Below are 24,601 nucleotides of genomic sequence, written 5' to 3' on the forward strand. Positions count from 1 at the left end.
GCTTCATGTGCTCCTCCCCTGTTGTGGTGTAGGTCACGTCTAGTCTCATTAACGTCATTTGGCAACACCCACGTCCAGCGCCACGCTCAGTGAGGGGCCGCGCGGTCCGCCGTACGACCGATCGCCTCGGCGATCGTCTCGAAGAGGTCAGCCGGCAGGTCGTGGCCCATGCCGTCGATGAGCAGCAGCTCGGCGCCGGGCACGGCCGACGCTGTCGCGCGACCACCCGAGACGTGGACCATGCGGTCGGCCAGGCCGTGCACCACCAGGGCGGGGACATGCACGCCGCGCAAGCGTTGGGTGCGGTCGGGCTGGGTGAGGATCGCCATCATCTGGCGCAGCACGCCGCCGGCGGAGAACCCGCGGTCGAAGGTCTCCTCGGCCCGGGCGCGCGCCGCCACCTCGTCCGGGGGGAAGGCGGGGGAGCCGATCATCGCCCACAAGGCGGCGCTCGAGGCGAGGTAGGCCTCGCGGCCGGCTGCGCGGTTGCCGATCAGCGACGGCATCAGTCGCGGGCTCTGCCAGCCGACGGTACGACGGCCGGTCGTCGACATGATGCTGGTCAGCGAACGCACTCGGGCAGGCGCGTCGATCGCCATCGTCTGCACGATCATGCCGCCCATCGAGACGCCCGCCACGTGGGCAGCCGCGATGCCGAGGTGGTCGAGTAGCCCGAACGCGTCGCCGGCCAGGTCGCCCATCGAGTACGGCGGCCGCACCCGTCGACCCGTGAACGCGCGCACCAGCTGGGCGCGCGTGACCCGGCCCGGGATCTTGGAGGACCGACCGGTGTCGCGGTTGTCGAAGCGGATCACATAGAAGCCGTGGGCAGCCAGCCGCCGGCACAGCTCGGGATCCCACCAGGTCATCGGCCCGCCGAGGCCCATGACGAGCAGCAACGGCTCGTCGTCGGGGTGACCGTAGGTCTGGTAGCAGAGCTCCACCCCCGGACTCACTGGCGCGAAGAGCTCTTCCGAAACGGTGATGTCCGGCCGCCGGGAAGACATCGAGGACATGTACGCCAGTCAACACGATCGTGACCAGCAGCGACACGGACCGGGCCGGATTCCCAGCCAGGAAAGCGATCTGCGCCTAGGGTCAGGCGTCGTGAGCACCCGTGACGGCTCCTCGACGCTGGGCGATTTCCTGCGCCCGGAGGGATTCGCGCGGCCTCATCCGGTCGCCGTACTCCGTGAGGGCAGCGTGGTCATCGAGGCCGGCCGATTCGCACTTCGCCGCCTGGGCGAGGGCGGCGCACGCCGCGTCACTCCGTACGCCGGCCGGTCGCCGTCGCGCGACCACGAACCCGTCGTGCTGGTGCCGGGCTTCCTCGCCGGCGACGGCACGCTGGCGATGATGGCCGGTGCGCTGCGGCGTACGGGGATCCGCACCTACCGCTCGCAGATCCGCGCCAACATCGGCTGCACGCTCGCCGCCGCCCACCAGCTCGAGGCGCGGCTGGAGTCGGTGGCGGCCCGGCGCGGCACCAAGGTGCGCATCGTCGGCCACAGTCTCGGTGGCATGCTCGCGCGGGGAGTCGCCGCTCGTCGTCCCGATCTCGTGTCGGGCATCGTCACGATGGGCAGCCCGATGCTGGCGGCGGCCGCCCATCACGTCTCCCTGACCGCGAGCGTCGACCTTCTCGTGCGGCTCAGCCGGGCCGGCGTGCGCGGGTTGATGGCCGAGGACTGCGTGTCGGGCGAGTGCGCGCGGCGGAGCTTCGCCGAGTGCCGCGCACCGCTGCCCGACTCCGTCGACTTCACCGCGATCTGGTCACCGCGCGACGGCATCGTCGACCCGCGTGCGTGCATCGACCCCCGGGCCCGCGCCGTGGAGGTCAACGCCTCGCACCTCGGGATGGCCTTCGACCCCCGCGTCATCGACCAGGTGGTGGCCGCGCTCACGCGCGGCGGTACCTCACTTGTCGAAGTCGATCGCGGAGAAATTGCGTAGCTTGCCGAGCTGGTGCTCTGAGGTGATCGACCGGATCGTGCCGCTGCGCGAACGCATCACCAGGGAGTCGGTCGTCGCGCCGTTGGCGCGGTAGCGCACGCCGCGCATCAGCTCGCCGTCGGTGATGCCGGTGGCCACGAAGAAGCAGTCGTCGCCGGTGACGAGGTCGTCGGTGGTGAGGATGTGGTCCTGGCTGAGGTCGTGGCCGTGGTCGATGGCCTTCTGTCGCTCGGCGTCGTCCTGGGGCCAGAGGCGGCCCTGGATCACGCCGCCCAGGCACTTCATGGCACAGGCCGCGATGATGCCTTCGGGCGTGCCGCCGACGCCCAGCAGCAGGTCGATGCCGGTGTCGGGCCGGGCCGCCATGATGGCGCCGGCGACGTCGCCGTCGATGATGAACTTGATCCGCGCGCCGGTGGCCCGGATCTCCTCGACGAGCCGGTCGTGCCGCGGCCGGTCGAGCACGACGACGGTGACGTCCTCGGGTCGCGAGCCCTTGGCCTTGGCGACCTGGTGGATGTTCTCGGCCACGGGCAGGCGGATGTCGACGACACTGGCCGCCTCGGGGCCGGTCACCAGCTTCTCCATGTAGAACACGGCAGACGGGTCGAACATCGTGCCGCGGGGGGCCACTGCGAGCACCGAGATGGCGTTGGACATGCCCTTGGCGGTCAGCGTGGTGCCGTCGATCGGGTCGACCGCGACGTCGCACTCGGGGCCGGTGCCGTCGCCGACCTTCTCGCCGTTGTAGAGCATCGGCGCGTTGTCCTTCTCGCCCTCGCCGATGACGACGGTGCCGTTCATGCCGATCGACGAGATCATCACGCGCATGGCGTTGACGGCCACGCCGTCGGCGTCGTTCTTGTCACCGCGACCGACCCAGCGGCCGGCCGCCATGGCCGCGGCCTCGGTGACCCGCACCAACTCGAGGGCCAGGTTGCGGTCTGGCGACTGGGGGGCGACGTTGAGGTCCTTGGGGCTCATGGGCGCATGGTAGCGCCGCGTCAGGACCCAGTGGGTCGGCCGTCGGGTGGCGTTTGCGCGTACGCCGGGTAACGGCGTACGGACGTCGCCTTCACCGAGAGCCACACGTCGCGACCGGGAGTCAGCCCGAGCTCGGTGGCAGCCGCCGGGGTGACGTCGGCGATCAGGTCGGGGTCGGCATGCACCAGCAGGCGTACGGCGTCGCCGTGGGGCGACACGTCGGCGACCGAGCCGCGCCAGCGCAGCCGCGGGGAGCCGACCGGTTCGTCGAGGGAGACGGCGACGGCGTCGGGGGTGAAGCTCATCAGCTCGTCCTCGTGCCGCACCACGTTGAGGCCGACGAGGCGGGCGACGTGCTCGGTGCGGGGGCGCTGCGAGACCTCGGCCGGGGTGCCGACCTGGGCCACCTCGCCGGCGTCGAGCACGACCACCTGGTCGGCCAGGGTCAGCGCGTCGATCGCGTGGTGGGTGACCAGGAGCGTGACTCCGTCGTACGACGCGAGGTGGCGCCCCAACTCGATGCGCAGCGCCATCGCGACCTTGACGTCGAGACCGGTCAGCGGCTCGTCGAGCAGCAGCAGCCGGGGCTTCGTCGCCAGCGCCCGGGCGATGGCCACGCGCTGGGCCTGGCCCCCGGACAGCTTGGGCGGCCTGCGGTCGGCGAGCTCGCCGACGCCGAAGCGGTCGAGCCAGGCCTGGGCGTCGGCATCGGCCTCCGTGCGGGGGACACCGCGGGCGCGCGGCCCGAATGCGACGTTGTCGAGGGCGCTGAGGTGCGGGAAGAGCAGCTGGCCCTGGAAGACGAGCCCGACGCTGCGCTCGCGGGCGGGGATCGCGAGCAGGTCGGTGCCGTCGAGGCGGGCGTGACCCTCGGCAGGCGCCAGGCCGGCGAGCGCGCGCACCAGCGACGACTTGCCCGCACCGTTGGGCCCGATCAGCGCGATCACGTCCCCCGGCGCGGCGTCGAACGACGCGCGCACCCGACCGGGCACCTCGACCCGGACCTCGAGGCCCGGACCGCTCACGCGCTGGCCATCCGGGTGCCGAGCCAGCGGTCGCGCAGCGACAGCAGCACGATCACCGAGACCAGCAGCATGACCAGGCTCAGCGCGAGGGCGGCGTCCTGGTCGGACTGCCGCTTGACGTAGATCAGGGTGGGCATGGTCTGCGTGGTCCCGGGGTAGTTGCCGTTGAAGGTGATCGTCGCACCGAACTCTCCCAGCGAGCGTGCCCAGCCGAGCACCGCACCGGCCACGATGCCGGGCATCGCCAGCGGCACGGTGATCCGGCGGAAGGTGGTCCACCGGGTGGCGCCGAGCGTGGCCGCGGCCGCGTCGTACTCCGGGTTCGTCGAGCGCAGCGCCCCCTCGATGCTGATCACGACGAACGGCATGCAGACGAACACGTGGGCCAGGATCACGCCCCACGTCGTGAACGGAAAGCCGAAACCGGTGGCCTCCAGCAACGGCTTGCCGAGGAAGCCGGTGCGGCCGAACGCCGTACGCAGCGCCACGCCGGCCACCACCGGAGGCAGCACCAGCGGCACGGTGACGAGCGCCCGGAGCACGCCACGGCCCCGGAAGTCGACCCGCGCCAGCACCCACGCCAGCGGGAGTCCGAAGACCAGGCAGATCGACACCGCCGCGGTGGAGGTGACCAGGGAGAGCCACAGTGCTTCGCGCAGCGGCTCCGACCGGAGCTGGGTGGGCAGGTCGGGCCAGTTGGTCGCCGCCACCATCGCCACCAGTGGGACGGTCAGCAGCAGCGTGGCCAGTCCGGCCGGCACCACCAGCAGGACCGGCGCGCGGCCCAGGTTGTCCTTCACCAGCGGCTCACGGGGCCGTGAACCCGGCGTCGGCAAGCGCGGTCTGGCCCTCCTGCGAGAGCACGTAGTCGACCCACTTCTGCGCGAGATCGGCGTCCTTGCTCTGCTCGAGCGTGGTGGTGAAGTACGACGTCAGCCGCTCCTCGGCGCCCGGGATCTCGACGGTGGCGACGGCGTCGCCGGCCGCGTCCGCGTCGGTGGCGTAGACGAGGCCGGCATCGGCCTCGCCGGACGTCACCTTGTCGAGCGTCGCGCGTACGTCGTCCTCGAGGCTGGCCGGCTCCGCGGTGACCTGGTTGGCCCCGAGCACCGCCAGCGCGACGCGGCCACACGGGACCTCGTCGGCGCAGCGGACCCAGGTCGCGCCGTCGAGGTCTTTGAGGCTCTGGATGCCTGCAGGGTTGTCGGGCGGGGTGACGATCGTCAGCATATTGGTGGCGAAGGGCTCCACGTCGCCCGTGACCTCGGCGTCCTCGGCCACCTGCATGGAGGCTTCGTCGGCGGTGGCGAGGACGTCGCCGGGAGCGCCGTCGGCCACCTGCTCGGCCAGGTCCGTGCTGGAGCCGAAGGAGAAGGTGACCACGGCGTCGTGGGCCTCCTCGAACTTCGTCGCCATCTCCTCGTAGACATCGGTCAGCGAGGCCGCGGCGAGCACGGTCAGCTCGCCACCTCCGCCCGCGGCGTCGCCGCCGCCGTCGGCGTCGTCCGCACAGCCGGCGAGGGTGGCGAGCGCCAGGGCGAGGGTCAGGGCGGCAGCGATCTTCTTCACGGGACCTCCACGATCACGTTGGTGGACTTGACGGATGCGAAGGCCCGCACCCCGGGTTCGAGACCGAGCTCGGTGGCGGCGTCACTGCTCATCAGCGAGACGATCCGGTAGGGCCCGCAGACCAGCTCCACCTGCGCCATCACGGAGTCCTTGCGGACCGCGGTGACGATGCCGTGCAGCCGGTTGCGAGCGCTGACGGAGGCCGCCCTGGTGCTCTCGCGGTCGGGGGAGTCGGCCAGCGAGGCGGCGAGCTCGGCGAGCGTCACCCCATCTATGCGTGAGGGTCCCTCGCCGGGCAGCGTCGGCAGCCGGCCGCTGTCGACCCAGCGCCGCACGGTGTCGTCACTGACGCCCAGGAGGTCGGCTGCCTCCGCGATCCGGTAGGTGGTCACCTGTGCAGTGTTCCGCATCTGCGGTGATCTGTCTGCATCGGGCGTCCGCGAATCGGCATGACGGCTGGCTCCCGACGGTCCTGGCTGGTGACCCTGAGAGGATGGTGGCGTGAGTGAACAGGGGGGCCGGTACCAGCGCTCGGCCGCAGGCATGGTCGGCGCGCTGATCGTCACGGTGGCGGCCATCGCGGCCTTCGTCGGCTTCCGCGCCATCAACCGCAACGACCTCGACGTCACCCCCGACACCGTCGACTACCTCGAGGCCGTGAGTGCGCTCCAAGGGGCCGGCCGCGAGGTCGTCTACCCGCCCACGCTGCCCGACGGCTGGCGCGTGACCAGCCTCGACTCGGTGCCCGGCGACCGCCCGGCCTGGGGGCTCGGCATGCTCACCGACGACGGCGCCTTCGTCGGCGTGCGCCAGGAGGACGAGTCGATCGACAACCTCGTCGAGCAGTACGTCGACGAGGACGCCGCCGAGGGCGAGTCGCTGTCCGTGCCGGATGGTCTGGCCACCTCGTGGTCGTCCTGGACCGATGACGGCGGCGATGTCGGCTACGCCGCCGACGTCGACGGCGAGTCGGTGCTCGTCTACGGGTCGGCCGGCGCGGCCGACGTACAAGAGCTGCTGGAGCTGCTGACCAAGGACCCCACGGCCGCGTCTGGGTGAGCGGCGTACGGTCGAAGCATGAGCGAAGACCAGCTGCAACCACAGGACACGCTCGATGACCGAGGAGTCGACGACATCCTCGACGAGGGCATCTCACCTCCCGAGCAGCCGCGCGGCGTGACCGCCAAGGGCGTCACGCACGCCGAGCAGATCGAGGGGGAGACCCTCGACGAGCGGGTGCGTCAGGAGGAGCCCGAGGTCTGGGCGGACGCCGAGGCCGAGGCTGACGCGGACATCCTCGACGGTGACGTCGGCGGCGAGGTCGGTGCCGAGCGCACCGGCCGGCTGGAGGCGCCCGACCCGGGCCCGGCCGGAGCCGACACCGACCTGTATGCCACCGACGACGGCATCGACGGCGCGGGCGCGAGCGCAGAAGAGGCCGCGATGCACACGATCGACGAGCCGAGCTAGCCCTCGTCGGCCTCGACGACCTCGTCGAGCCGCTTGCGGGCGCCGTCGAGCCAGGACTGACACGCGGTGGCGAGCTTCTCGCCGCGCTCCCAGAGGGCGAGCGACTCCTCGAGGGTGGTGCCGCCGGCCTCGAGGGTGCGGACCACCTCGACCAGCTGCTCGCGGGCGTCCTCGTAGGAGAGCTGGTCGGGTGCGGCGGCCTTGTCAGCCATGGGTGTCTCCCTCTGGTGAGTGGTCGAGCGACTCGACCCGATCGGTGGTGGCGTGCACGCGGCCGTCGGAGACACGCACCGACACCGCCCGGCCGGCGTCGATGCCCTCGATCGACGTGACGACGTGGCCGTCGGCGTCCTGGAGAACGGCGTAGCCGCGCTCAAGCGTGGCCAGCGGTGAGAGGCCTCGGGCCCGTGCCCGGTGGTGGTCGATGTCGTCGGCTGCGCGGTCGAGCCGGTGCGACAGCGAGCGCCGGGCACGCTCGCGCAACGTGGTGAGCTCGTCGACGCGGGCGTCGAGCAGGGTGCGTGGGTCTGCCAGCGCGGGCCGAGAGCGCAGTGCGTCGAGACCACCCTGCTCTCGGTCGAGCCACTGGCCGAGCAGGGTCCGGATGCGGCCCCTGGCCCAGACGACGCCCTGGACCTCTTCGACGACGTCGGGCACGAGGCGCCGGGCGGCATCCGTGGGTGTTGACGCGCGTACGTCGGCAACCAGGTCGAGCAGCGGCTGGTCGGGCTCGTGGCCGATGGCGGAGACCACAGGTTTCTTGACGGCGTGCACCGCCCGGATCAGGCCCTCGTCGGAGAACGGCAGCAGGTCCTCGAGCGAGCCGCCGCCGCGGGCGATGACGATCACGTCCACGTCGGGGTGCCGGTCGAGGCGTTCGACGGCTTCGATGACCTCGCTCGCGGAGCGCGGGCCCTGCATCGCGGCGTACGCCACCTCGAAGCGCACCGCGGGCCAGCGGCGCGTGGCGTTGTCGATCACGTCTCGCTCGGCCGCTGACTTCGGCGCGGTGACGAGGCCGACGCAGGCGGGCAGGAACGGCAGCGACCGCTTGAGCTCGGGCGCGAAGAGCCCCTCGGCGGCCAGCAGCTGGCGGCGGCGCTCGAGGCGGGCCAACAGTTCGCCGAGGCCGACCATCCGGATCTCGCGGGCCTGCAGCGACAGGGTGCCGCGGTTGGGGTAGAACGACGCCTTCGCGTGGATGACCACGCTGGCGCCCTCGACCAGCGGCGGGTCGAGGCTGTCGAGCAGGCTGCGTGCGCACGTGACCGTGACCGAGATGTCGGCCACCGAGTCGCGCAGGGTCATGAACACCGTCTGCACGCCTGGCCGGCGGGTGACCTGGGCGATCTGGCCCTCGACCCAGACGCTGCCCAGCCGGTCGATCCACGACGAGATCGCGCTGGCGATCTGCCGGACGGGTGCCGGCTGTGTCGGAGACGTCTCGAAGGCCACGGCGGTGAGCCTACGGGTGGCCGCTGACACTCTGTGGCCAGCCTGGCGTGCCGGAGTCCTAGCCGATGAGGACTGGAGAGGCGGCACCCAGTGCAAGGCCGGTCACCAGGGAAACGATGAGCGGCAGCGTCCATCGCACGGACCGCTTGAGCCGGGTCGTGACCATGATGTGGGCGGCGCCGAAGCCCCACGACGCGACGCCGAGTGCCAAGACCACGCCACTCAGGTCCGTGATGGCCCCCCATGACCCGTCCGTGACACCACGCGAGAGGTAGAAGCCGAGGAATGCCACGCCCAGACCTACACCGGTATATCCCCACGGGAACGGCAAGGGGTCGGCGTCCGCGCCCTTCCGGACGAGCAGCATGAGTAGGACGACGCAGTGCGCCAGGGCTACGGCGATTCCTGCGATCACCAGCGCCATGGCCACCGCCACTGCCACGTCCGTCATCTGCATCAGGTGCTCGTTTCTCTATCTGGCCGATGTCCTGCGGGAGTGTCCCTTACTTCGTGGTCATCCACGCGATCTTTGGGTGCTGTGGTCTGGACTTCGCCAGTCCACCACCCCCCCTTAGACTCGGACCCATGACCGACCTGGGTGTGCCTTCCGTCCTCAGCGCCGATGAGGCCAAGGCCGTGCTGCTCGCCGCGCCCCGGGGCTACTGCGCCGGCGTCGACCGGGCAGTGATCACCGTGGAGAAGGCGCTCGACCTGTACGGCGCGCCGGTCTACGTGCGCAAGCAGATCGTGCACAACAAGCACGTCGTGTCCGATCTCGAGTCGCGCGGCGCGATCTTCGTAGAGGAGCTCGACGAGGTGCCCGAGGGCAAGACCGTGGTGTTCTCCGCGCACGGGGTGTCGCCCGAGGTGCACCGCGAGGCCGAGACCCGCAGCCTCAAGACGATCGACGCGACCTGCCCGCTGGTGACCAAGGTGCACCACGAGGCCAGGCGGTTCGCGGCCGACGACTACGACATCCTGCTCATCGGCCACGAGGGCCACGAGGAGGTCGAGGGCACCGCCGGCGAGGCGCCCGAGCACATCCAGCTCGTGCAGTCGCCCGCCGACGTCGGGGACATCGTCGTACGCGACCCGGCCAAGGTGGCCTGGCTCTCGCAGACCACGCTGTCGGTCGACGAGACGCTCGAGACCGTGGCCGCGATCCGTGAGCGTTTCCCGCTGCTGCTCGACCCGCCGAGCGACGACATCTGCTACGCCACCCAGAACCGCCAGCTGGCGGTCAAGGAGATCGCCCACGACGCCGACCTGGTGATCGTGGTCGGGTCCGGCAACTCGTCGAACTCCGTGCGCCTGGTCGAGGTGGCGCTCGAGGTCGGCGCCAAGGCGTCGTACCGCGTCGACGACGCGTCCGAGATCGACGAGGCCTGGCTCGACGGGGTCGAGAAGGTCAGCGTCACCTCGGGTGCGAGCGTTCCGGAGTCGCTCGTCGACGGGGTGCTGGCCTACCTGAGCGAGCGCGGCTACCCCGAGGCACGCGCCGTACACAGCGCCGAGGAGTCGCTCATCTTCGCGCTGCCGCCCGAGCTGCGGCGTGACCTGCGCCTCACCCAGCAGGCCTGAGCGGCTCCCCGCCATGGCGCGCTTCCTCGACCTTCACCCCGACAACCCGCAGCCGCGTCTGGTCACCCAGATCGTGGAGGCGCTGCGCGACGACGCGCTGATCGCCTACCCCACCGACTCGGGCTACGCGCTGGGCTGCCAGCTCGGCAACCGCGACGGCCGTGACCGGATCCTGCGCATCCGTGACCTCGACGACCATCACCACTTCACCCTGATGTGCAAGGACTTCTCGCAGCTCGGCCAGTTCGTGCACGTCGACAACTCGGCTTTCCGGACGATCAAGGCAGCGGTGCCGGGGCCCTACACCTTCATCCTGCCGGCCACCGGCGAGGTGCCGAAGCGGCTGATGCACCCCAAGAAGAAGACCGTGGGCGTGCGCATCCCCGACCACGTCGTGGTGTCCGCGATCCTCGAGCAGCTCGGCGAGCCGATCCTCACCAGCACGCTGATCCTCCCCGGTGAGGAAGAGGCCCGGACCATCGGCTGGGAGATCAAGGAAGACCTCGACCACCAGGTCGACATCGTCGTCGAGGCGGGGGAGACGCCCGCCCAGCCCACCACCGTCATCGACTGGTCGGAGGGCGTGCCCGAGGTGCTCAGGCTCGGGGCCGGGGATCCTTCTCGCTTCGTGTCCTGAACGCGAGCGTGGCCAGGCACAACGCGTAGCCCGCCACCAGCGCGCCACTGTGGTGCGCCAGCCCGCTGACGACTGCCTGCACGACGCCGTCGCGCGGCTCGGCGATCACGTCGGGCACGGTCAGGCCGATCAGGGTGAAGACGCCGACCATCATCAGCGGCGGCAGCACACCGATGGTGAAGAAGTCACGGGTGCGCACGGCCAGCGCCAGCGCCATGCACAGCACGACGAAGCAGAGGTCGAAGAAGAGCGACAGCTCGCCGACCAGGAGCACGTTGATCACCACGACGGTGAGCACGGCAGCGAGGCCGAGCGCCACGACCTGGCGTCCCGGCTCGAGTCCCGCGATCGGGAAGGAGCGGGTCTGGCTCACGCTTGCACCGTACGGCGGGGCTCAGGCTCCGCTCGCACGCCGCGCCGCATCACCCCCGGACGGGTCGCCCGTGCCGCGTTCGCCCCAGGAGAGGTCGAGGGTGTCGTCCAGCGGGTCGGCGTCGCGCCCGAGCGCGCTGATGTCGTGGGCGAACTCCGCGGCCGCGAGGCTGCGCGGAGTCACCTCGACCTGCGCCGGCTCATCGAGCGCGTCGTCGGTCACCCCGAGCTCGCTGAACTTGCGGGCCGTCACCAGCACCCGCCCCTCGATGGAGCCCACGGCCTGGTTGTAGGCGCCGACCGCGGCGCTCAGCGAACGCCCGAGCCGGGCGAGGTTGCCGCCCATCGTGGCCAGCCGCTCGTGCAGCTCGCGGCCGAGCCGCTGCACCTCGGCCGCCTGGTCCGCGAGCCGGTCGTGCGACCAGCCGTGCGCGACGGTGCGCAGGAGGGCGATCAGGGTGGTGGGCGTGGCGAGGATGACACGTCGCTCCGCGGCGTACTCGAGCAGGTCGGTCTGCGCGTCGAGCGCCGCGGAGAGGAACGCCTCCGCCGGCACGAACATCACCACGAACTCCGGTGACTCGGTCAGAGCCCGCCAGTAGGCCTTGTCAGCCAGCGCGTTGACGTGGTTGCGCAGCTGAGCCGCGTGTCGGCTCAGGTGGTGCGCCCGCAGATCGTCGTCATCGGTGGCCGTGGCGTCGAGAAACGCGTCGAGGGGCACCTTGGCGTCGACCACGATCGAGCGTCCGCCGGCAAGTCGCACGATCAGGTCGGGACGCAGTGCCCCACCGACGAGCCGCGCCTGCTCGGTGAAGTCGCACCGATCGACGAGCCCGGCCAGCTCAACGGCGCGGCGCAGATGCAGCTCGCCCCACCTACCGCGCACCTGCGGCTTGCGCAGGGCCGTGGACAGCGAGGACGTCTCGCGGCGGAGCGTGTCGGTGGACAGCCGCATGCTGTCGACCTGCGCGTCGAAGTGGCCCTGCCACTGGGCGCGCTCGCGCTCGAGGTCGACCAGTTGGCGCTGCAGCCGCTCGAGGCCCTGCGCGACGACGGCCTGGTCGGCAGCCCGCGCCTCGAGCGCGGCATGCGCGACACCCGTGCCGCGCGAGCGGGCCCAGAGGTGGCCGACGAGCACGCCGAGGGCGAGCCCGACGACGAGGGTGAGGAACAGCGTCACGATCTCCATGGGGCGAGCATGACCGGACCCACCGACAGTCCGGATCAGTCGGCGAGGTCGACGACCACGGGAGCGTGGTCGGAGGCGCCCTTGCCGGCCCGCTCGTCGCGGTCGATGAACGCCCCGGTGACCCGGCCCGCGAACGACGGCGAGCCGAGCACGAAGTCGATGCGCAGGCCGCGGTTGCGCTCGAAACGCTGCCGGTAGTAGTCCCAATAGGTGTAGACGTCAGGCCCCGGTGTGAACGGCCTGGCCGTGTCGACCCAGCCGTCGTCGAGGAACGCCTGGAACGCTGCCCGCTCGGCCGGCGTGACGTGCGTGGAGTTCTTGAACTGCGCCGGGTCGAAGACGTCCTCGTCGGTCGGGCACACGTTCCAGTCGCCCACCAGCGCCGCGTCCTCGCCTAGCCACTGGGCAGACTCGGCACGCAGCTTCGCCAGCCAGTCGAGCTTGTAGACGTAGTGCGGGTCGTCGGGCTTGCGGCCGTTCGGCACGTACACCGACCACACGCGTACGCCGCCACACACCGCCCCGATCGCGCGCGACTCGGGCGCCAGTGGCTCGCCGTACCCGGGCATGCCGTCGAAGCCCACCTGCACGTTGTCGAGGCCGATCCGGCTCATGATCGCGACGCCGTTCCACTGGTTCGTGCCGGCCGCGGCGACGTCGTACCCCAGCGACTGGAGGCCCATCAGCGGCAGCTGGTCCTCGCGCGCCTTCGTCTCCTGGAGAGCGAGTACGTCGACGTCGTGGCGCTGCAGAAATGCCTCGACCCGGTCGATACGTGAGCGGAGTGAGTTGACGTTCCAGGTGGCCAGGCGCACGAGTCAACCCTATCGATGGGTCTCGTATCCCTCAGGGGCGCCACCCGCCCCCGGCCCTGCTGCGCGCCGCGGATCGGGCGGCATCCCCTAGCGTGGTCCCCATGCAGAAGCTTGCCGCCTGGGCGGTGCACGCCTACACCGCCATCGGGTCGGTGCTCGCGCTCGGCATGGTGCACTTCGCCTACGAGGGTGACGAGCAGACCGTGCTGTGGCTCTTCCTGGCGGCGATGTTCGTCGACGGCACCGACGGATTCATGGCCCGGCACTTCCGGGTGAAGGAGCTGGTGCCGGAGTTCGACGGTGCGCTGCTCGACAACATCGTCGACTACCTGACCTACGCGTTCGCGCCGATCGTGCTGCTCTGGGCCAACGGCTACCTGCCCGACGGCCTCTGGGGCGGCACCGTGGCGTCGCTTCCGCTGCTGGCGTCGTGCTACCAGTTCTGCCGGTCCGACGCGAAGACCGACGACCACTTCTTCCTCGGCTTCCCGAGCTACTGGAACGTCGTGGCGTTCTACGTCGTCGTGGTCGGCATGTCGGTCGGTGTCACGACCGTGCTGCTGCTCGTCTTCACGGTGCTGGTGTTCGTGCCCGTGAAGTACCTCTACCCGTCGCGCACCGAGGACCTCTGGTACCTCAACATGAGCTTCTCGGCAGCCTGGCTGGCGGTCTTCGGCGTCATCGTGGCGCAGCTGCCGGACCCGTCGATGGTGCTCATCGTGGTCTCAATGGCCTACCCGGTCTACTACGTGGCCGTGAGCCTGTGGCTGACCGCCAAGACGGCCCACCGCACCCGCCGGCTCAACTCGTCAGAGCGTCCAGCGGACGAGGCAACCACGCACTGAGCACGCCCGGGGTGGAGGCGTCGGCGAGCTCGATGGCCCACTCCAGCGGCAAGTCGATGATGCGGACGCTCTCGGCACCGGCGGCGGTGGTGGCAACCAGGGTGACCAGCCCGGCACGTCGCTGGAACCACGTCTGCACGACGACCCAGCCGATGATGCCGTCCGACTCCAGCACGGTCCGCCGACGCGTCGTGATGCCGTCTCCGGAGACCAGGTGCTCCGGCGTACGCGCGTGTCCGAGGTGGCGGTAGGCCGACTCGCCCAGCACGACGCCCAGGCCCAGCACGACCACGGCGAGCACGGCCGCGGGCCACCACGGCAGCTCGAACGCGATGGTTGCGACGACACCGGCTACGACGAGGAACGCGGGAAACCAGAGCGCACGGATGATGCGGCGCCGCCTGGCTCGTGGCCCGTGCCGCCGCATCGGCACGTCGATCGGCTCCGCCCCCGGCAGTACGGCGACCCCGACGCGCCGCGCGACCCCGACCGGGGCGGGCGGCAGGATCTGCGTCACGCCGTCTTCCACGCCGGTCGCGAGCGTGGACAGCTCGGCGCCGCCGACCAGGCGCAGCAGCAACGGCTCGTCGAGCACCAGCCCGCGCACGCGGGTCTCCTCGACGCTGATCGACTTGGTGGTGAAGAGGCCGGCGGTCAGATGCAGCGAGCCGTGCTCGCGGGTCAGCCTGAGGCCGAACCACTGGATGACGTAGCCCCCGACCGAGATGACCAGCCAGCCGATCAGGGCGATGACGAACAGCACGATGGCGACCAGCGGGATCGCGAACGAGACCACCCACTGCCAGGCGTCGGAAAGGTGCTCGCTGTCGAGGAACGGCAGGTCGTCGGCGAACTGCGAGAGTGCGCCGAGCGCACCCGCCACGATGACCAGACGCGAGAGGCTGAACGGCGCGAAGCGCAGCCAGGACCAGTCGATCGTGGCCAGCACCTCCGGCTGCTCGAGCGGAGTCGGGGCGTCCTCCGACGGGGGAGTCGAGACGACGGCCGGCGCGCGCTCAGCCAGCAGCACCCGCCGCAGCCCGGCCGCGTCGTCGTTGGCGATCGCGTCGAGCTTGATCCGCGTCTCGTCGACACCGGTGCCGATGCTGACGGTCGTCACCCCGAGGATCCGGTGCAGCAGCGAGCTCTCGAGGTCGACGCTGCGCACCCGGTCGAGGGGAGCGGTGACCTCCTGCTTGTTGAGCCAGCCGGAGCGCCGCTCGAGCCGGGTCCCGGTGATCCGGTAGCGGGTCGTCAGCCACGGCAGCAGGCCGATCAACAAGGGCACCAGGACGATCGGGAGCGACCACCACCACCGCAGGCCACCCGACGTACTCACGCCGAAGATCGCCACGACGGCCGGCACGAGGAACTGGCGCAGCGCCCGTAACGGTCCGATCACCAGTAGCCGAGGGTCGAGTCGTTGCCACTCAGGCGTCACGTGGCGTCGCCCTCGCTGGCGCCGGTGATGGCGACGAGATCGGCGACCACCCGCCTCGCCGCTTCCTGGTCGAGACCGACGATGGTCAGCGGCCCGGCGGCCGACGCGGTCGTGACCACCAGCGTCGAGAGCCTGAACAGTCGCATCAGCGCGCCCTGCTGGGAGTCGACGGTCTGCACCCGCGACAGCGGTGCGATGCGTGTCTCGCGGCTGATCCAGCCCGACCGCGTGTGGATCGCGGTCTCGGTGACCTCCCACCGGTGCACGCGGTAGCGGATGGTCGGCATCGCCACGACGTACGCCACCTCGACGACCACCAACAGTCCGAGCAGGAGAGTCGCCCACCACGGCCGACCGGAGTCCGTCAGCATCGGGATCACGACGTACGCCGCGATCGTGAGACCGACGAAGACGACCGCGCCGATCGCCGCGCCCAGCCGCCAGTAGGTCACCGCCCGCGGGCTCACCTGATGGGCTGGTTCGCGCAATGTCGTCTCGGCCGTCACATCGGTCATGACGAGAGCCTTGCAGAAACCTGCGAAGGCGCCGTCGTTCAAGCAGTTCGAGCGGGCCGTTGTCCGGGACGCCGACGGTCGGTCCATCGCCAACGGCGACCAGCCGATCGCCAGCGCGCAGTCGCTGCGCACCTACCATCGCCCGGGCGTTCTTCCCGAGCCGCGGCGACGGAATCCGGGCTCCTGATCTGCAAGTAGTTGCACTGCAAATACATGGGGCAGCGTTCTGCATACACGCTGCACTTCCTGTACGACGCTGTACTCAGGTTCAACGGAAGGCCCCCACCTTCCCAGGCCGCGGATCATGACCCCATGCAGGATCCGCAGCGCGAACTCCGGAACGACCCCGCGGACCCCCCGATGCCGCGGGGTCGTTCGGCGCTCCGGCCAGGTGACCGGGCCGGGTGATTGGGTCGTGGGTCAGCGCAGACCTAGACTCACCGCCCGTGGCACTCACCATCGGCATCGTCGGACTCCCCAATGCGGGCAAGTCGACCCTCTTCAACGCGTTGACCAAGAACGACGTCCTCGCGGCGAACTACCCGTTCGCGACCATCGAGCCCAATGTCGGCGTCGTCGGGGTCCCCGACGACCGGCTGCCGCAGCTCGCCGAGGTGTTCGGGTCGGCCAAGCTACTGCCCGCCACGGTCGAGTTCGTCGACATCGCGGGCATCGTCCGCGGCGCCTCCGAGGGTGAGGGCCTGGGCAACAAGTTCCTCTCCCACATCCGCGAGTCTGCCGCGATCTGCCAGGTGACCCGGGTCTTCCGCGACGAGGACGTCACCCACGTCGACGGCGAGGTCAACCCGAGCAGCGACATCTCGACCATCTCGACCGAGCTGATCCTGGCCGATCTGCAGACCGTCGAGAAGGCGATCCCGCGGCTGGAGAAAGAGGCGCGCGGCAACAAGTCGCTCGCCGCCAATCTCGACGCCGCCCGCGAAGCGCTGACCGCACTCGAGTCCGGTACGCCGATCAGCTCGACCAAGATCGACCGCTCGCTGATCCGGGAGCTGTCCCTGCTCACCGCCAAGCCGTTCATCTTCGTCTTCAACTGCGACGCCGACGAGCTGTCCGACGAGACCCTCAAGGACCAGATGCGCGAGATCATCGCACCGGCCGAGGCGATCTTCCTCGACGCGAAGTTCGAGTCCGAGCTGGTCGAGCTGGACGACGACGAGGAGGCCCGCGCGATGCTGGCCGAGATGGGCGTCGACGAGCCCGGCCTCGAGACCCTGGCCCGCGTCGGCTTCGACACCCTCGGCCTGCAGACCTACCTCACCGCCGGCCCCAAGGAGACGCGGGCCTGGACCATCAAGAAGGGCGCCACCGCCCCCGAGGCCGCCGGCGTCATCCACACCGACTTCCAGCGCGGCTTCATCAAGGCCGAGATCGTCTCGTTCGACGACCTGATGGCCGCCGGCTCCATGAACAAGGCCAAGGAAGCCGGCAAGGTGCGCATGGAGGGCAAGGACTACGTCATGGCCGACGGCGATGTCGTGGAGTTCCGCTTCAACGTGTGAAACGTCGCGCTTGTTCAGGGACAGACGGGGTGTAGGGCCAGAGTCGACCCTGTCCGAACTCCCTTCCCGAAATTGCCCTCGGCGATTCGCCGGTCGAGGTGACGTGGCAGGACGAGGCCGCTCAGGCGCACAAGGTCGCTCGCGGGGGTCGTACCCGTCACCGTCGATGTCGGTGTTCGCCATGCTTGGTCAGGGCGTGAGGCCCGCGCCGTAGATGTCCTGATCGAGTCCTCCGGAGTTGGGGCAGGTGTCGGCTCCGAAGCTGCCGGGGGGGCCTTCGATGCGGCACTGGAAAACGTCGAACCCTTCGCCGCCGTCGTAGCGTGGGTCGTCACCCGGTCGCACCTCGCGGGTGTCGGTCCATGTGCCGTAGCCGAAAGCGTTCACGCTCGACACGTAGTTGTAGTCGCCCTGGAAGGGCACCCGCCGGTTGCCGAACATCTCGTAGTTCGGCATCTGGGTCTGGGTGGACATCTTTGTCTGTGACCACGTGGTGCCGCCGTCGGTCGACGAGGCGCCGTAGGTATCCAGTCCGAGTGTCGGCAGGTGGAAACCGCTTGCATCCCTCGCGGTCGCGTTGCCGGGTGGGTTCTGGACGCTGTAGCCGAGGTCGTTCCGGCTGTCGTACCACATCGCGAAGAGCTTTCCGCCGTCTGCGTTGATGTCGGGGAACAGCTGGTGACCGGCCGCCTCTGGAGCCATCCGGGTCGGCGTCGACCAGGTCTGCCCGCCGTTGGTGGACTTCGTGAGGTAGATCGATCCTTGGGCCACCTGAAGCGTTCCGTCCGCAGCGACCGGTGCCGTGTTGTACGTCGAGGTCGACGCGACCTCGGTGGAGGGCACCGACGCGTCGTAGACCATCCAAAGTGTGTTGGGATCGCCCTTGGGGTCGGCAGTGATGTGCGGCTGGCTGTTGTGCCGGAAGAACGTGAAACCGCTCAGGCAGGCGAAGGGGCCAGAGCCGCAGTCCCTGGAGTCACCGGCCGAGTTCGGCTCGGCGTCGGACTCAGGGCCGTCGGCCGTCTCGAAGGCCTGCTCGTGCGCCTCCGCCGCGGCCCCGGGGTCACCTGCGGTGTCTGCTGCATCGAAGCCGTCGAAGTCGGCGGCCACCTTCGGCCGGGTGAAGTGCTTGCCGCCGTCGGTGGACTTCACGTAGAGCATCGCGTCGCGACCACCCGCGCCGCGGTTTCCCACGAAACCGTTCCAGACGACATAGACCGTGCCGTCACTGGTGACAGCGATGTCGGCGAACTGGTTGCCAGGGGAGGTCTGCGAGATCCTGACAGCATTGCTGAACGTCGCGCCGTGGTCCGTGGAGCGAACGAACTTGATTTCGTTGTTGCCGTTGCCTTGGAACACCGAGAGCGCGCCGTACACGTTGCCCTCGTACGGGCTGTGGGTACCCCGGTCGACCTCGATCGCCGTCTTGTCGTTGAACTTGCCGTTCAGCGCAGGACCGGCGCTGGCGACGATCACGGTCCGCACGTAGTGCTCGGCGTGCCGGTCATAGGTGGCGATCCAGACGGAGCCATTCTGCGGAGCCACACGGTTGAACGCGTTACCCATGTAGAAGAGGCGGCCGTGGAGGTCCCATGCCTGAACCGGGTCACCGGCGTTGCCGATGCCGCGCTTCTGGAGCGGGCTCGCCTTGCCCTCTGGCGAGTCGTCCGTCGGGTAGCCGGGCAGGAGCGAGTCGGTCCAAGTGCGGCCAGAGTCGGTGGAGCGGTAGAAGCCGGCCCAGGTGCCGCCGGTGACCTCGACGGTGCAATAGTCGTTGGAGCCGGACGTCACGATCGTCGGGGCGGTCGCGTCGACCGCGGAGGTGGGTTCGTTCTGCTGGCGTCGGTTGTTGCCGCAGCGCGCAATGGCGTCATCGGGAGTGAACGGCCGTCCATTCGCCTTGACGTACGCTGCGTCGACACTGACGGCGTCATCGCCGGGCGAGGTGGTCGCTTGAGCGGGCAACGCAGCCAGTGGGGCGAGAGCAAGGACGCCGATGGCCAGCAGTCCGATCCGAGATCGTGTGCGAGCCTGATACTTGAGGGCGAGGGCGATCTTCATCGAGGTGACTCCTTTGTCACACGGCCATTTCAGTGGTCGCGGCCCGTTCGGTGCCACTCCAGCATCGACCGAGTCACCGTACGACCGTCGCGACGACGTGGGAACCCCTCCGTGTCCGGAGAACCGGTCGAGGCTTCCCAAGAATCATTGGCACAACGGCCGACGTTGCCAGAGAGCCTTCGTGGGAATCGCGTGAAGTCGGGTCCGCTCGCGGACTACATCGGGCCGATGCTCCCGTTGCCGTGACTCGGCACGGGCAGACGGTCGGCTACTTCATCCCCCGCCGCGAAGCTCGATGCGCTCCTCGACCTCGACGTGGCCGCGGGCTGACGCTGTGCCCGAGGACTTCAAGCAGATGCGTCGCCCCAAGAACGCGTAGTGGCTGCCGAGCGCCAACTGGTTCTCGACGCAAACATTCTGATCCGCCGGTCGTTGCGTACGACGACGCCGCGGCGCATCTGCCAGGCCTCCTCGCGAATCGCACGCCGCGGATTTCGCTGTCAACGAACACGGCCCCTCGCCGGAACACCACCCAGCCCTCGGAAGTTGAGTCAGGACCACTCAGGCTTTTCCGAGAGCGAGGACTCCCATGTCCCAGACCCGTCTTCCTGTTCTGTTCGTCTCCGACCTCGTCGTACTCCCGGGCATGGTGGTGTCGCTCGAGCTCGACGAGTCGTCCCAAGCCGCGGTCGACGCGGCCCGCGCCAGCGGCGACGGCCGCATCCTGGTCGCGCCGAGGCTCGAGGACCGCTACGCGTCGCACGGGGTGATCGCCAGCGTCGAGCGCGTCGGCCGCTTCAGCAGCGGTGGCCCCGCCGCGGTGCTCAAGGCCGAGCAGCGTGGCCGTATCGGCAGCGGCGTCACCGGCCCCGGCGCGGCCCTCTGGGTCGAGGTCGAGCCCATCGAGGACCACGTCACCGACCGGGCCCGCGAGCTCGCCGAGGAGTACAAGCGCCTCGTCGTCGCCGTACTTCAGCGGCGCGAGGCCTGGCAGGTCATCGACTCGGTCCACCAGATGACCGACCCCAGCGCGATCGCGGACGCCGCCGGCTACGCGCCGTACCTCTCCGCGGACCGCAAGCGCGAGCTCCTCGAGAACCCCGACGTCGAGTCGCGCCTCGAGACCCTCATCGGCTGGACCCGCGACCACCTCGCCGAGTCCGAGCTCACCGACAAGATCGGTGAGGACGTGCGTGAGGGCATGGAGAGGAGCCAGCGCGAGTTCCTGCTACGCCAGCAGCTCGCCGCGATCCGCAAGGAGCTCGGCGAGGGCGAGCCCGAAGGCTCGGACGACTACCGCGCCCGGGTCCAGGCCGCGGACGTGCCGGAGGCCGTACGCGTCGCCCTGCTTCGCGAGGTCGACAAGCTCGAACGCTCGAGCGACCAGAGTCCGGAGACCGCGTGGATCCGGACCTGGCTCGACACCGTGCTCGAGCTGCCGTGGCACGTCACCACGGAGGACTCGACGGACGTCGTCGCGGCGCGCGCCGTGCTCGACGCCGACCACCACGGCCTCGACGAGGTCAAGGAGCGGATCGTGGAATACCTCGCCGTTCGCGCCCGACGCGCCGAGCGCGGCCTCCAGGTCGTCGGTGGCCGGGGCTCCGGCGCGGTCGTGCTGCTGGCCGGGCCTCCTGGAGTCGGCAAGACCTCGCTCGGCGAGTCGGTCGCCCACGCGCTGGGCCGGAAGTTCGTCCGCGTCGCCCTGGGTGGCGTGCGCGACGAGGCCGAGATCCGAGGCCACCGCAGGACGTACGTCGGGGCGCTCCCGGGCCGCATCGTCCGGGCCATCAAGGAGGCCGGTTCGATGAATCCGGTCGTGCTGCTCGACGAGGTCGACAAGGTGGGCGCCGACTACCGCGGCGACCCGGCCGCCGCCCTGCTCGAGGTGCTCGACCCGGCGCAGAACCACACGTTCCGCGACCACTACCTCGAGCTCGACCTGGACCTCTCCGACGTGCTGTTCATCGCCACCGCCAACGTGGTCGAGCAGATCCCGCAGGCGCTGCTGGACCGGATGGAGCTGGTCACCCTCGACGGCTACACCGAGGACGACAAGGTCGCCATCGCCCGCGACTTCCTGCTGCCCCGTCAGCTCGAGCGGGCCGCGCTGACCGCCGACGAGGTGACCGTCTCCGACGCGGCGCTGCGCGAGATCGCGGCCAACTACACCCGCGAGGCGGGCGTGCGGCAGATGGAGCGGTTCCTCGCCAAGGCACTGCGCAAGGCGGCGATCCGTCTCGCGACCGGCGCCGAACGCGTCGACGTCGACCTGGCGGACCTCAAGGACCTGGTCGGCCGGCCGCGGTTCACTCCGGAGGCGCACGAGCGCACCTCGGTGCCCGGTGTCGCGACGGGTCTCGCCGTGACCGGTCTCGGCGGGGACGTGCTCTTCATCGAGGCGTCCGCGCACGACGGCCCGGCCGGGCTCACCCTGACCGGCCAGCTCGGCGACGTGATGAAGGAGTCGGCGCAGATCGCTCTCACCTTCGTCCGATCGCACGCGGTGGAGCTCGGTGTCGACCCGGCGCTCCTCGACCGCGCGATCCACGTGCACGTGCCGGCCGGGGCGACCCCCAAGGACGGCCCGTCGGCCGGCATCACGATGGTCACCGCCCTGACCTCGCTCGCCACCGGTCGCCCGGTGCGGTCCGAGGTCGGCATGACCGGGGAGGTCACCCTCAACGGCCGGGTGCTGCCCATCGGCGGGCTCAAGCAGAAGCTGCTCGCCGCCCAGCGCAACGGGCTGACGGAGGTCTTCGTCCCGCTCCGCAACGAGCCGGACCTGGACGACGTACCGGCTGACGTCCTGGAGGCGCTGACCGTGCACGTGGTCGGCGACGTCCTCGACGTGGTCCGTGGCGCGTTGTCTCCGGCTGGTGCGGCAGCCGTCGCTGCGTGACCAGGCGCGCACCTCCCGCCGACTCGGGGCTGTCCACGCCGCCCCCTGAACCGCAGCCTCGGGCCAGGCCGAGGTCCGCGGCCAGCTGGTCGACGATCTGGGTGAAGTGGGCGTCGTAGTCGAGTACGCCGCGGTGCAGTTGCCCGAAGAGCTCCAGCGAGATGTTGCCGAAGTGCGCCGCCGCGGCCGGTCGAAGGGCCGGCCGCGGCGGGTCGACACCGACGTACTCAGCGTTGAGGGCGACCGCTCCGAGGACGTCACGACGCTTCCGCGGGTGCGACAGTCGTGGTGCCGGGCAGCGGTCAGCTGCGTACGACAAGCCTAGGCAGGGACCCGGCCGCGACGACGGCGGCGCACCCACTCGACGACGTACGGCGCGATCGCCAGAGCGACGGCGGCGAGGACGACCGAGAGGAGAAGGCCGGAGAGCTGCTGCCACCACGCGGGGTCGGTGGGGTTGACGCCGGCAGGAGGTAGGTAGAGGTCCCGGGTCCACTGCGTGGGAGTGGTCGACTGAATCACCGTCAGGGTCGGGACCTCGGCTCGCGCGAGTTGGGCGACATCGATTCGGGCCGTGCCATCACCGGCAGCCTGCGCCGTACGCCAGGGCTGGCCGGCGAAGGAGAAGCACACGGTGCTGTCCGCTCTGGCGGCGATCTCCACAGCATCCTGATCGGCGGCAACGGTCTTGAGCTCGCCGTTCTGCAGGATGTCGCCACCACACGCGATGCCGGGCGGGAACTGGATGGGATCGCCTCCGGGAGGCGGGATCGGGGGATTGGGCGGGGGGCCGGGCGGGCAGCCGAAGGGCTGGCACCCGAGCGGGTCGGCCGTCGGTGGTTGCTGGAGGTGGTCCAGCACCACCTTGGCGAGAAGCCGGTGGCCCAGCTCGCGCGGGTGGAAGCTGCCGCGGACGACATCACCGGGACCGTTGCCGGCGCGACCGAGGTCGATGGTGTTCATGGCCGCACCATCGGCGGTGACGCCCGGCTCGCAGTTGCGCGCGCCCGCGAACGCGTCCTGTGAGTCCACGACCTCGAGGCCGGCCTGCTCAGCCGCGAAGGTGATGAGCAGGTTGAGCCTGGGCAGGAATCGGTTGATCAGGAACTCGGCCTCCGCGGTCGAGAGCCCCCTCACGCAGTCGCCGACGACCAGCGGGTCGGGGTAGGGGACGACGAGGACGCGGGCACCCTGCGCCGCGTCCTTGATCTTCGGGTAGAAGGCCGCGAGCTGCGGCTGGAGCGTCTCCAGTCGCGCCATCCACTCCGGCTCGTAGCGCAGACAGTTCGTGTTGAGGCAGGTCCTCACGACCTCGCCGAAGCCGGCGTCGTTGCCGGAGATGCTGAGCAGGACGACATCGATGCTGCCGGGCTCGACGGGACCGTCGGGCGTGATGCGAGGCGCTGCGAGGGCCTCCATCTGGGGCAGGCCGCCGTACGTCGTGTCGGGTGAGTCGGGGTACTGCGGTTCCTCGAAGTCACGGATGAGCGCGCCGGAGCACGAAGCGTTGACCAGACGCGCCTGTCGGGCGGTCGCCACGAGATAGGGGTAGCCGGTGTTGGCACGGTGGCAGCTGTTCCCTGGGTTGTTCGTGCCGGCGAGGTAGGTCTTCGCGCCCTCTCCCGAGATGAAGCTGTCACCGACGGCGACGATCAGCGGCGCTCCGGGATCAGCCGTCGGCGACGGTGAGGCTGCCGCGGTCGTCCCGTCGGAGAGCACAACGATGTAGAACACGAGCGCGGCGCCACCGCCGAGGACGACCAGCAAGGGGACGGCGCACAACCACCTGACCCAACGCGCGACTCTGGTGCCCGGTGCCCGCACCTGTCCCCACCATCCCTAGGCCGAGGGGCACGCCGAGTCGTGTTTCGACGCCTGCAGGCTAGCGTCGATCGGACGGTCTGGATATGGCCCACGGAGGTCACCGAGCTCTGGCCCATGTCGGGTGTCCGGCACACACTTCGTGCATACCCATGCCGACGTACGGATCGCAGCGGTGGCCGACGCGCCTGTTGTGGCGGAGGTCCATCGGAAATCACGCGCCTCCTACTACGGCATCCCGGTGGACGCGCACGCCGACGACCATCGCGAGGCCATCTGGGCGGCGTACATCGGCTGGGCCACGCGCAGGACGTACGTCGCCGAGTCAGCAGGCGATGTCGAATGGGTTCGTCTCCATGGCTCGCGTGCTCGGTCCCGCTCCTGCCCTGGCGTTGTCGCCGCGATCTGAGATTTGCCAATATCGCAAACTTCCTTGCAGTTGG

The 24,601-nt window shown here is 70.1% G+C and carries 26 protein-coding genes; 10 read left to right on the forward strand and 16 right to left on the reverse strand.

Translation table 11 applies throughout. From position 1 onward, the window contains the following. Positions 1-86 precede the first annotated feature (86 nt). The gene (locus H4Q84_RS19235; protein ID WP_248580681.1) at positions 87-1,016 is read right to left on the reverse strand and encodes an alpha/beta fold hydrolase; all 930 of its coding nucleotides are present in this window, start codon (positions 1,014-1,016) and stop codon (positions 87-89) included. A 91-nt stretch (positions 1,017-1,107) separates the two neighbouring features. Here H4Q84_RS19235 and H4Q84_RS19240 point away from each other — a divergent pair, with 91 nt between their 5' ends. Beyond that, entirely contained in the window at positions 1,108-1,953 is an 846-nt protein-coding gene (locus H4Q84_RS19240; protein ID WP_248580682.1) for an alpha/beta fold hydrolase, read from the forward strand. Here H4Q84_RS19240 and glpX read toward each other — a convergent pair. Genes glpX through H4Q84_RS19265 form a run of 5 tightly spaced genes read right to left on the reverse strand, consistent with a single transcriptional unit; the run spans position 1,918 to position 5,923 of the window. Continuing rightward, complete coding sequence (gene glpX / locus H4Q84_RS19245; RefSeq protein ID WP_248580683.1) at positions 1,918-2,937, reverse strand: class II fructose-bisphosphatase; 1,020 nt, start codon at positions 2,935-2,937, stop codon at positions 1,918-1,920. The genes H4Q84_RS19240 and glpX overlap by 36 nt on opposite strands. Positions 2,938-2,957: 20 nt before the next feature. After that, complete coding sequence (locus tag H4Q84_RS19250; RefSeq protein WP_248580684.1) at positions 2,958-3,962, reverse strand: ABC transporter ATP-binding protein; 1,005 nt, start codon at positions 3,960-3,962, stop codon at positions 2,958-2,960. Then, a complete protein-coding gene (locus tag H4Q84_RS19255; protein WP_248580685.1) occupies positions 3,959-4,762 on the reverse strand; it encodes an ABC transporter permease in 804 nt (267 codons plus the stop codon). Before H4Q84_RS19255 ends, H4Q84_RS19250 begins: the two co-directional genes overlap by 4 nt. A 7-nt stretch (positions 4,763-4,769) precedes the next feature. Next, the gene (modA, locus tag H4Q84_RS19260; RefSeq protein WP_248580686.1) at positions 4,770-5,531 is read right to left on the reverse strand and encodes a molybdate ABC transporter substrate-binding protein; all 762 of its coding nucleotides are present in this window, start codon (positions 5,529-5,531) and stop codon (positions 4,770-4,772) included. Further along, entirely contained in the window at positions 5,528-5,923 is a 396-nt protein-coding gene (locus H4Q84_RS19265; RefSeq protein WP_248580687.1) for a TOBE domain-containing protein, read from the reverse strand. Before H4Q84_RS19265 ends, modA begins: the two co-directional genes overlap by 4 nt. Before the next feature lie 109 nt (positions 5,924-6,032). Here H4Q84_RS19265 and H4Q84_RS19270 point away from each other — a divergent pair, with 109 nt between their 5' ends. Both H4Q84_RS19270 and H4Q84_RS19275 read left to right on the forward strand, forming a co-directional pair. After that, the gene (locus tag H4Q84_RS19270) at positions 6,033-6,590 is read left to right on the forward strand and encodes a DUF4245 family protein (protein WP_248580688.1); all 558 of its coding nucleotides are present in this window, start codon (positions 6,033-6,035) and stop codon (positions 6,588-6,590) included. A gap of 18 nt (positions 6,591-6,608) precedes the next feature. Further along, a complete protein-coding gene (locus H4Q84_RS19275; protein ID WP_248580689.1) occupies positions 6,609-7,001 on the forward strand; it encodes a DUF5709 domain-containing protein in 393 nt (130 codons plus the stop codon). On the opposite strand, the gene H4Q84_RS19280 is transcribed toward H4Q84_RS19275, so the two are convergent. Genes H4Q84_RS19280 through H4Q84_RS19290 form a run of 3 tightly spaced genes read right to left on the reverse strand, consistent with a single transcriptional unit; the run spans position 6,998 to position 8,913 of the window. Beyond that, positions 6,998-7,213, reverse strand: coding sequence for an exodeoxyribonuclease VII small subunit (locus H4Q84_RS19280; RefSeq protein WP_248580690.1), 216 nt, complete (start codon positions 7,211-7,213; stop codon positions 6,998-7,000). The genes H4Q84_RS19275 and H4Q84_RS19280 overlap by 4 nt on opposite strands. Continuing rightward, a complete protein-coding gene (xseA, locus tag H4Q84_RS19285) occupies positions 7,206-8,456 on the reverse strand; it encodes an exodeoxyribonuclease VII large subunit (protein ID WP_248580691.1) in 1,251 nt (416 codons plus the stop codon). The genes H4Q84_RS19280 and xseA overlap by 8 nt, the downstream gene beginning before the upstream one ends. 58 nt (positions 8,457-8,514) lie before the next feature. Further along, positions 8,515-8,913: a hypothetical protein gene (locus tag H4Q84_RS19290; RefSeq protein WP_248580692.1), complete on the reverse strand. Its 399-nt coding sequence runs from the start codon at positions 8,911-8,913 to the stop codon at positions 8,515-8,517. 128 nt (positions 8,914-9,041) lie between these two features. On the opposite strand from H4Q84_RS19290, the gene H4Q84_RS19295 reads away from it, so the two are divergent. After that, positions 9,042-10,037 (forward strand): 4-hydroxy-3-methylbut-2-enyl diphosphate reductase, encoded by a 996-nt coding sequence (locus H4Q84_RS19295; protein WP_248580693.1) that lies wholly within the window; start codon positions 9,042-9,044, stop codon positions 10,035-10,037. A 13-nt stretch (positions 10,038-10,050) separates the two neighbouring features. Next, complete coding sequence (locus tag H4Q84_RS19300; protein ID WP_248580694.1) at positions 10,051-10,674, forward strand: L-threonylcarbamoyladenylate synthase; 624 nt, start codon at positions 10,051-10,053, stop codon at positions 10,672-10,674. Here the strand turns inward: H4Q84_RS19300 and H4Q84_RS19305 are convergent. The 3 genes from H4Q84_RS19305 to H4Q84_RS19315 are packed head-to-tail and all read right to left on the reverse strand — an operon-like array spanning position 10,634 to position 13,050. Continuing rightward, complete coding sequence (locus H4Q84_RS19305) at positions 10,634-11,047, reverse strand: DUF6542 domain-containing protein (RefSeq protein ID WP_248580695.1); 414 nt, start codon at positions 11,045-11,047, stop codon at positions 10,634-10,636. The genes H4Q84_RS19300 and H4Q84_RS19305 overlap by 41 nt on opposite strands. A gap of 21 nt (positions 11,048-11,068) precedes the next feature. After that, positions 11,069-12,235, reverse strand: coding sequence for a DNA recombination protein RmuC (locus H4Q84_RS19310; RefSeq protein ID WP_248580696.1), 1,167 nt, complete (start codon positions 12,233-12,235; stop codon positions 11,069-11,071). Between the two features lie 35 nt (positions 12,236-12,270). Further along, on the reverse strand, positions 12,271-13,050 hold the full coding sequence (locus H4Q84_RS19315; RefSeq protein WP_248580697.1) for an exodeoxyribonuclease III: 780 nt from the start codon (positions 13,048-13,050) through the stop codon (positions 12,271-12,273). A 101-nt stretch (positions 13,051-13,151) separates the two neighbouring features. Here H4Q84_RS19315 and H4Q84_RS19320 point away from each other — a divergent pair, with 101 nt between their 5' ends. Then, positions 13,152-13,895 (forward strand): CDP-alcohol phosphatidyltransferase family protein, encoded by a 744-nt coding sequence (locus tag H4Q84_RS19320; protein WP_248580698.1) that lies wholly within the window; start codon positions 13,152-13,154, stop codon positions 13,893-13,895. Here H4Q84_RS19320 and H4Q84_RS19325 read toward each other — a convergent pair. Together H4Q84_RS19325 and H4Q84_RS19330 are read right to left on the reverse strand one after the other, a co-directional pair. Then, positions 13,852-15,297: a PH domain-containing protein gene (locus H4Q84_RS19325; RefSeq protein WP_248580699.1), complete on the reverse strand. Its 1,446-nt coding sequence runs from the start codon at positions 15,295-15,297 to the stop codon at positions 13,852-13,854. The genes H4Q84_RS19320 and H4Q84_RS19325 overlap by 44 nt on opposite strands. A 35-nt stretch (positions 15,298-15,332) precedes the next feature. Then, complete coding sequence (locus H4Q84_RS19330; RefSeq protein ID WP_248580700.1) at positions 15,333-15,851, reverse strand: PH domain-containing protein; 519 nt, start codon at positions 15,849-15,851, stop codon at positions 15,333-15,335. A 446-nt stretch (positions 15,852-16,297) separates the two neighbouring features. Here H4Q84_RS19330 and ychF point away from each other — a divergent pair, with 446 nt between their 5' ends. Further along, a complete protein-coding gene (ychF, locus tag H4Q84_RS19335; protein WP_248580701.1) occupies positions 16,298-17,374 on the forward strand; it encodes a redox-regulated ATPase YchF in 1,077 nt (358 codons plus the stop codon). Positions 17,375-17,563: 189 nt separating this feature from the next. On the opposite strand, the gene H4Q84_RS19340 is transcribed toward ychF, so the two are convergent. Continuing rightward, on the reverse strand, positions 17,564-19,435 hold the full coding sequence (locus tag H4Q84_RS19340) for a sialidase family protein (protein ID WP_248580702.1): 1,872 nt from the start codon (positions 19,433-19,435) through the stop codon (positions 17,564-17,566). Between the two features lie 589 nt (positions 19,436-20,024). Between H4Q84_RS19340 and lon the strand changes: the two genes are divergently transcribed. Together lon and H4Q84_RS19350 are read left to right on the forward strand one after the other, a co-directional pair. Beyond that, complete coding sequence (lon, locus tag H4Q84_RS19345) at positions 20,025-22,337, forward strand: endopeptidase La (protein ID WP_248580703.1); 2,313 nt, start codon at positions 20,025-20,027, stop codon at positions 22,335-22,337. 106 nt (positions 22,338-22,443) lie between these two features. Beyond that, the gene (locus tag H4Q84_RS19350; RefSeq protein WP_248580704.1) at positions 22,444-22,662 is read left to right on the forward strand and encodes a hypothetical protein; all 219 of its coding nucleotides are present in this window, start codon (positions 22,444-22,446) and stop codon (positions 22,660-22,662) included. Here the strand turns inward: H4Q84_RS19350 and H4Q84_RS19355 are convergent. After that, positions 22,659-24,119: an SGNH/GDSL hydrolase family protein gene (locus H4Q84_RS19355; protein WP_248580705.1), complete on the reverse strand. Its 1,461-nt coding sequence runs from the start codon at positions 24,117-24,119 to the stop codon at positions 22,659-22,661. The genes H4Q84_RS19350 and H4Q84_RS19355 overlap by 4 nt on opposite strands. Positions 24,120-24,282: 163 nt before the next feature. Between H4Q84_RS19355 and H4Q84_RS19360 the strand changes: the two genes are divergently transcribed. Continuing rightward, positions 24,283-24,567: a hypothetical protein gene (locus H4Q84_RS19360; RefSeq protein ID WP_248580706.1), complete on the forward strand. Its 285-nt coding sequence runs from the start codon at positions 24,283-24,285 to the stop codon at positions 24,565-24,567. The last annotated feature ends 34 nt before the right edge of the window (positions 24,568-24,601 follow it).

Source organism: Nocardioides sp. InS609-2 (assembly GCF_023208195.1).
Lineage (GTDB): Bacteria > Actinomycetota > Actinomycetes > Propionibacteriales > Nocardioidaceae > Nocardioides.

Coding starts and splice junctions, on each gene's coding strand:
- H4Q84_RS19235 (WP_248580681.1), bottom strand. CDS start 1,016: ATGTCCTCGATGTCTTCCCGGCGGCCGGACATCACCGTTTCGGAAGAG.
- glpX (WP_248580683.1), bottom strand. CDS start 2,937: ATGAGCCCCAAGGACCTCAACGTCGCCCCCCAGTCGCCAGACCGCAAC.
- H4Q84_RS19275 (WP_248580689.1), top strand. CDS start 6,609: ATGAGCGAAGACCAGCTGCAACCACAGGACACGCTCGATGACCGAGGA.
- H4Q84_RS19280 (WP_248580690.1), bottom strand. CDS start 7,213: ATGGCTGACAAGGCCGCCGCACCCGACCAGCTCTCCTACGAGGACGCC.
- H4Q84_RS19290 (WP_248580692.1), bottom strand. CDS start 8,913: ATGCAGATGACGGACGTGGCAGTGGCGGTGGCCATGGCGCTGGTGATC.
- H4Q84_RS19295 (WP_248580693.1), top strand. CDS start 9,042: ATGACCGACCTGGGTGTGCCTTCCGTCCTCAGCGCCGATGAGGCCAAG.
- H4Q84_RS19300 (WP_248580694.1), top strand. CDS start 10,051: ATGGCGCGCTTCCTCGACCTTCACCCCGACAACCCGCAGCCGCGTCTG.
- H4Q84_RS19310 (WP_248580696.1), bottom strand. CDS start 12,235: ATGGAGATCGTGACGCTGTTCCTCACCCTCGTCGTCGGGCTCGCCCTC.
- H4Q84_RS19320 (WP_248580698.1), top strand. CDS start 13,152: ATGCAGAAGCTTGCCGCCTGGGCGGTGCACGCCTACACCGCCATCGGG.
- H4Q84_RS19330 (WP_248580700.1), bottom strand. CDS start 15,851: ATGACCGATGTGACGGCCGAGACGACATTGCGCGAACCAGCCCATCAG.
- H4Q84_RS19340 (WP_248580702.1), bottom strand. CDS start 19,435: ATGAAGATCGCCCTCGCCCTCAAGTATCAGGCTCGCACACGATCTCGG.
- lon (WP_248580703.1), top strand. CDS start 20,025: ATGTCCCAGACCCGTCTTCCTGTTCTGTTCGTCTCCGACCTCGTCGTA.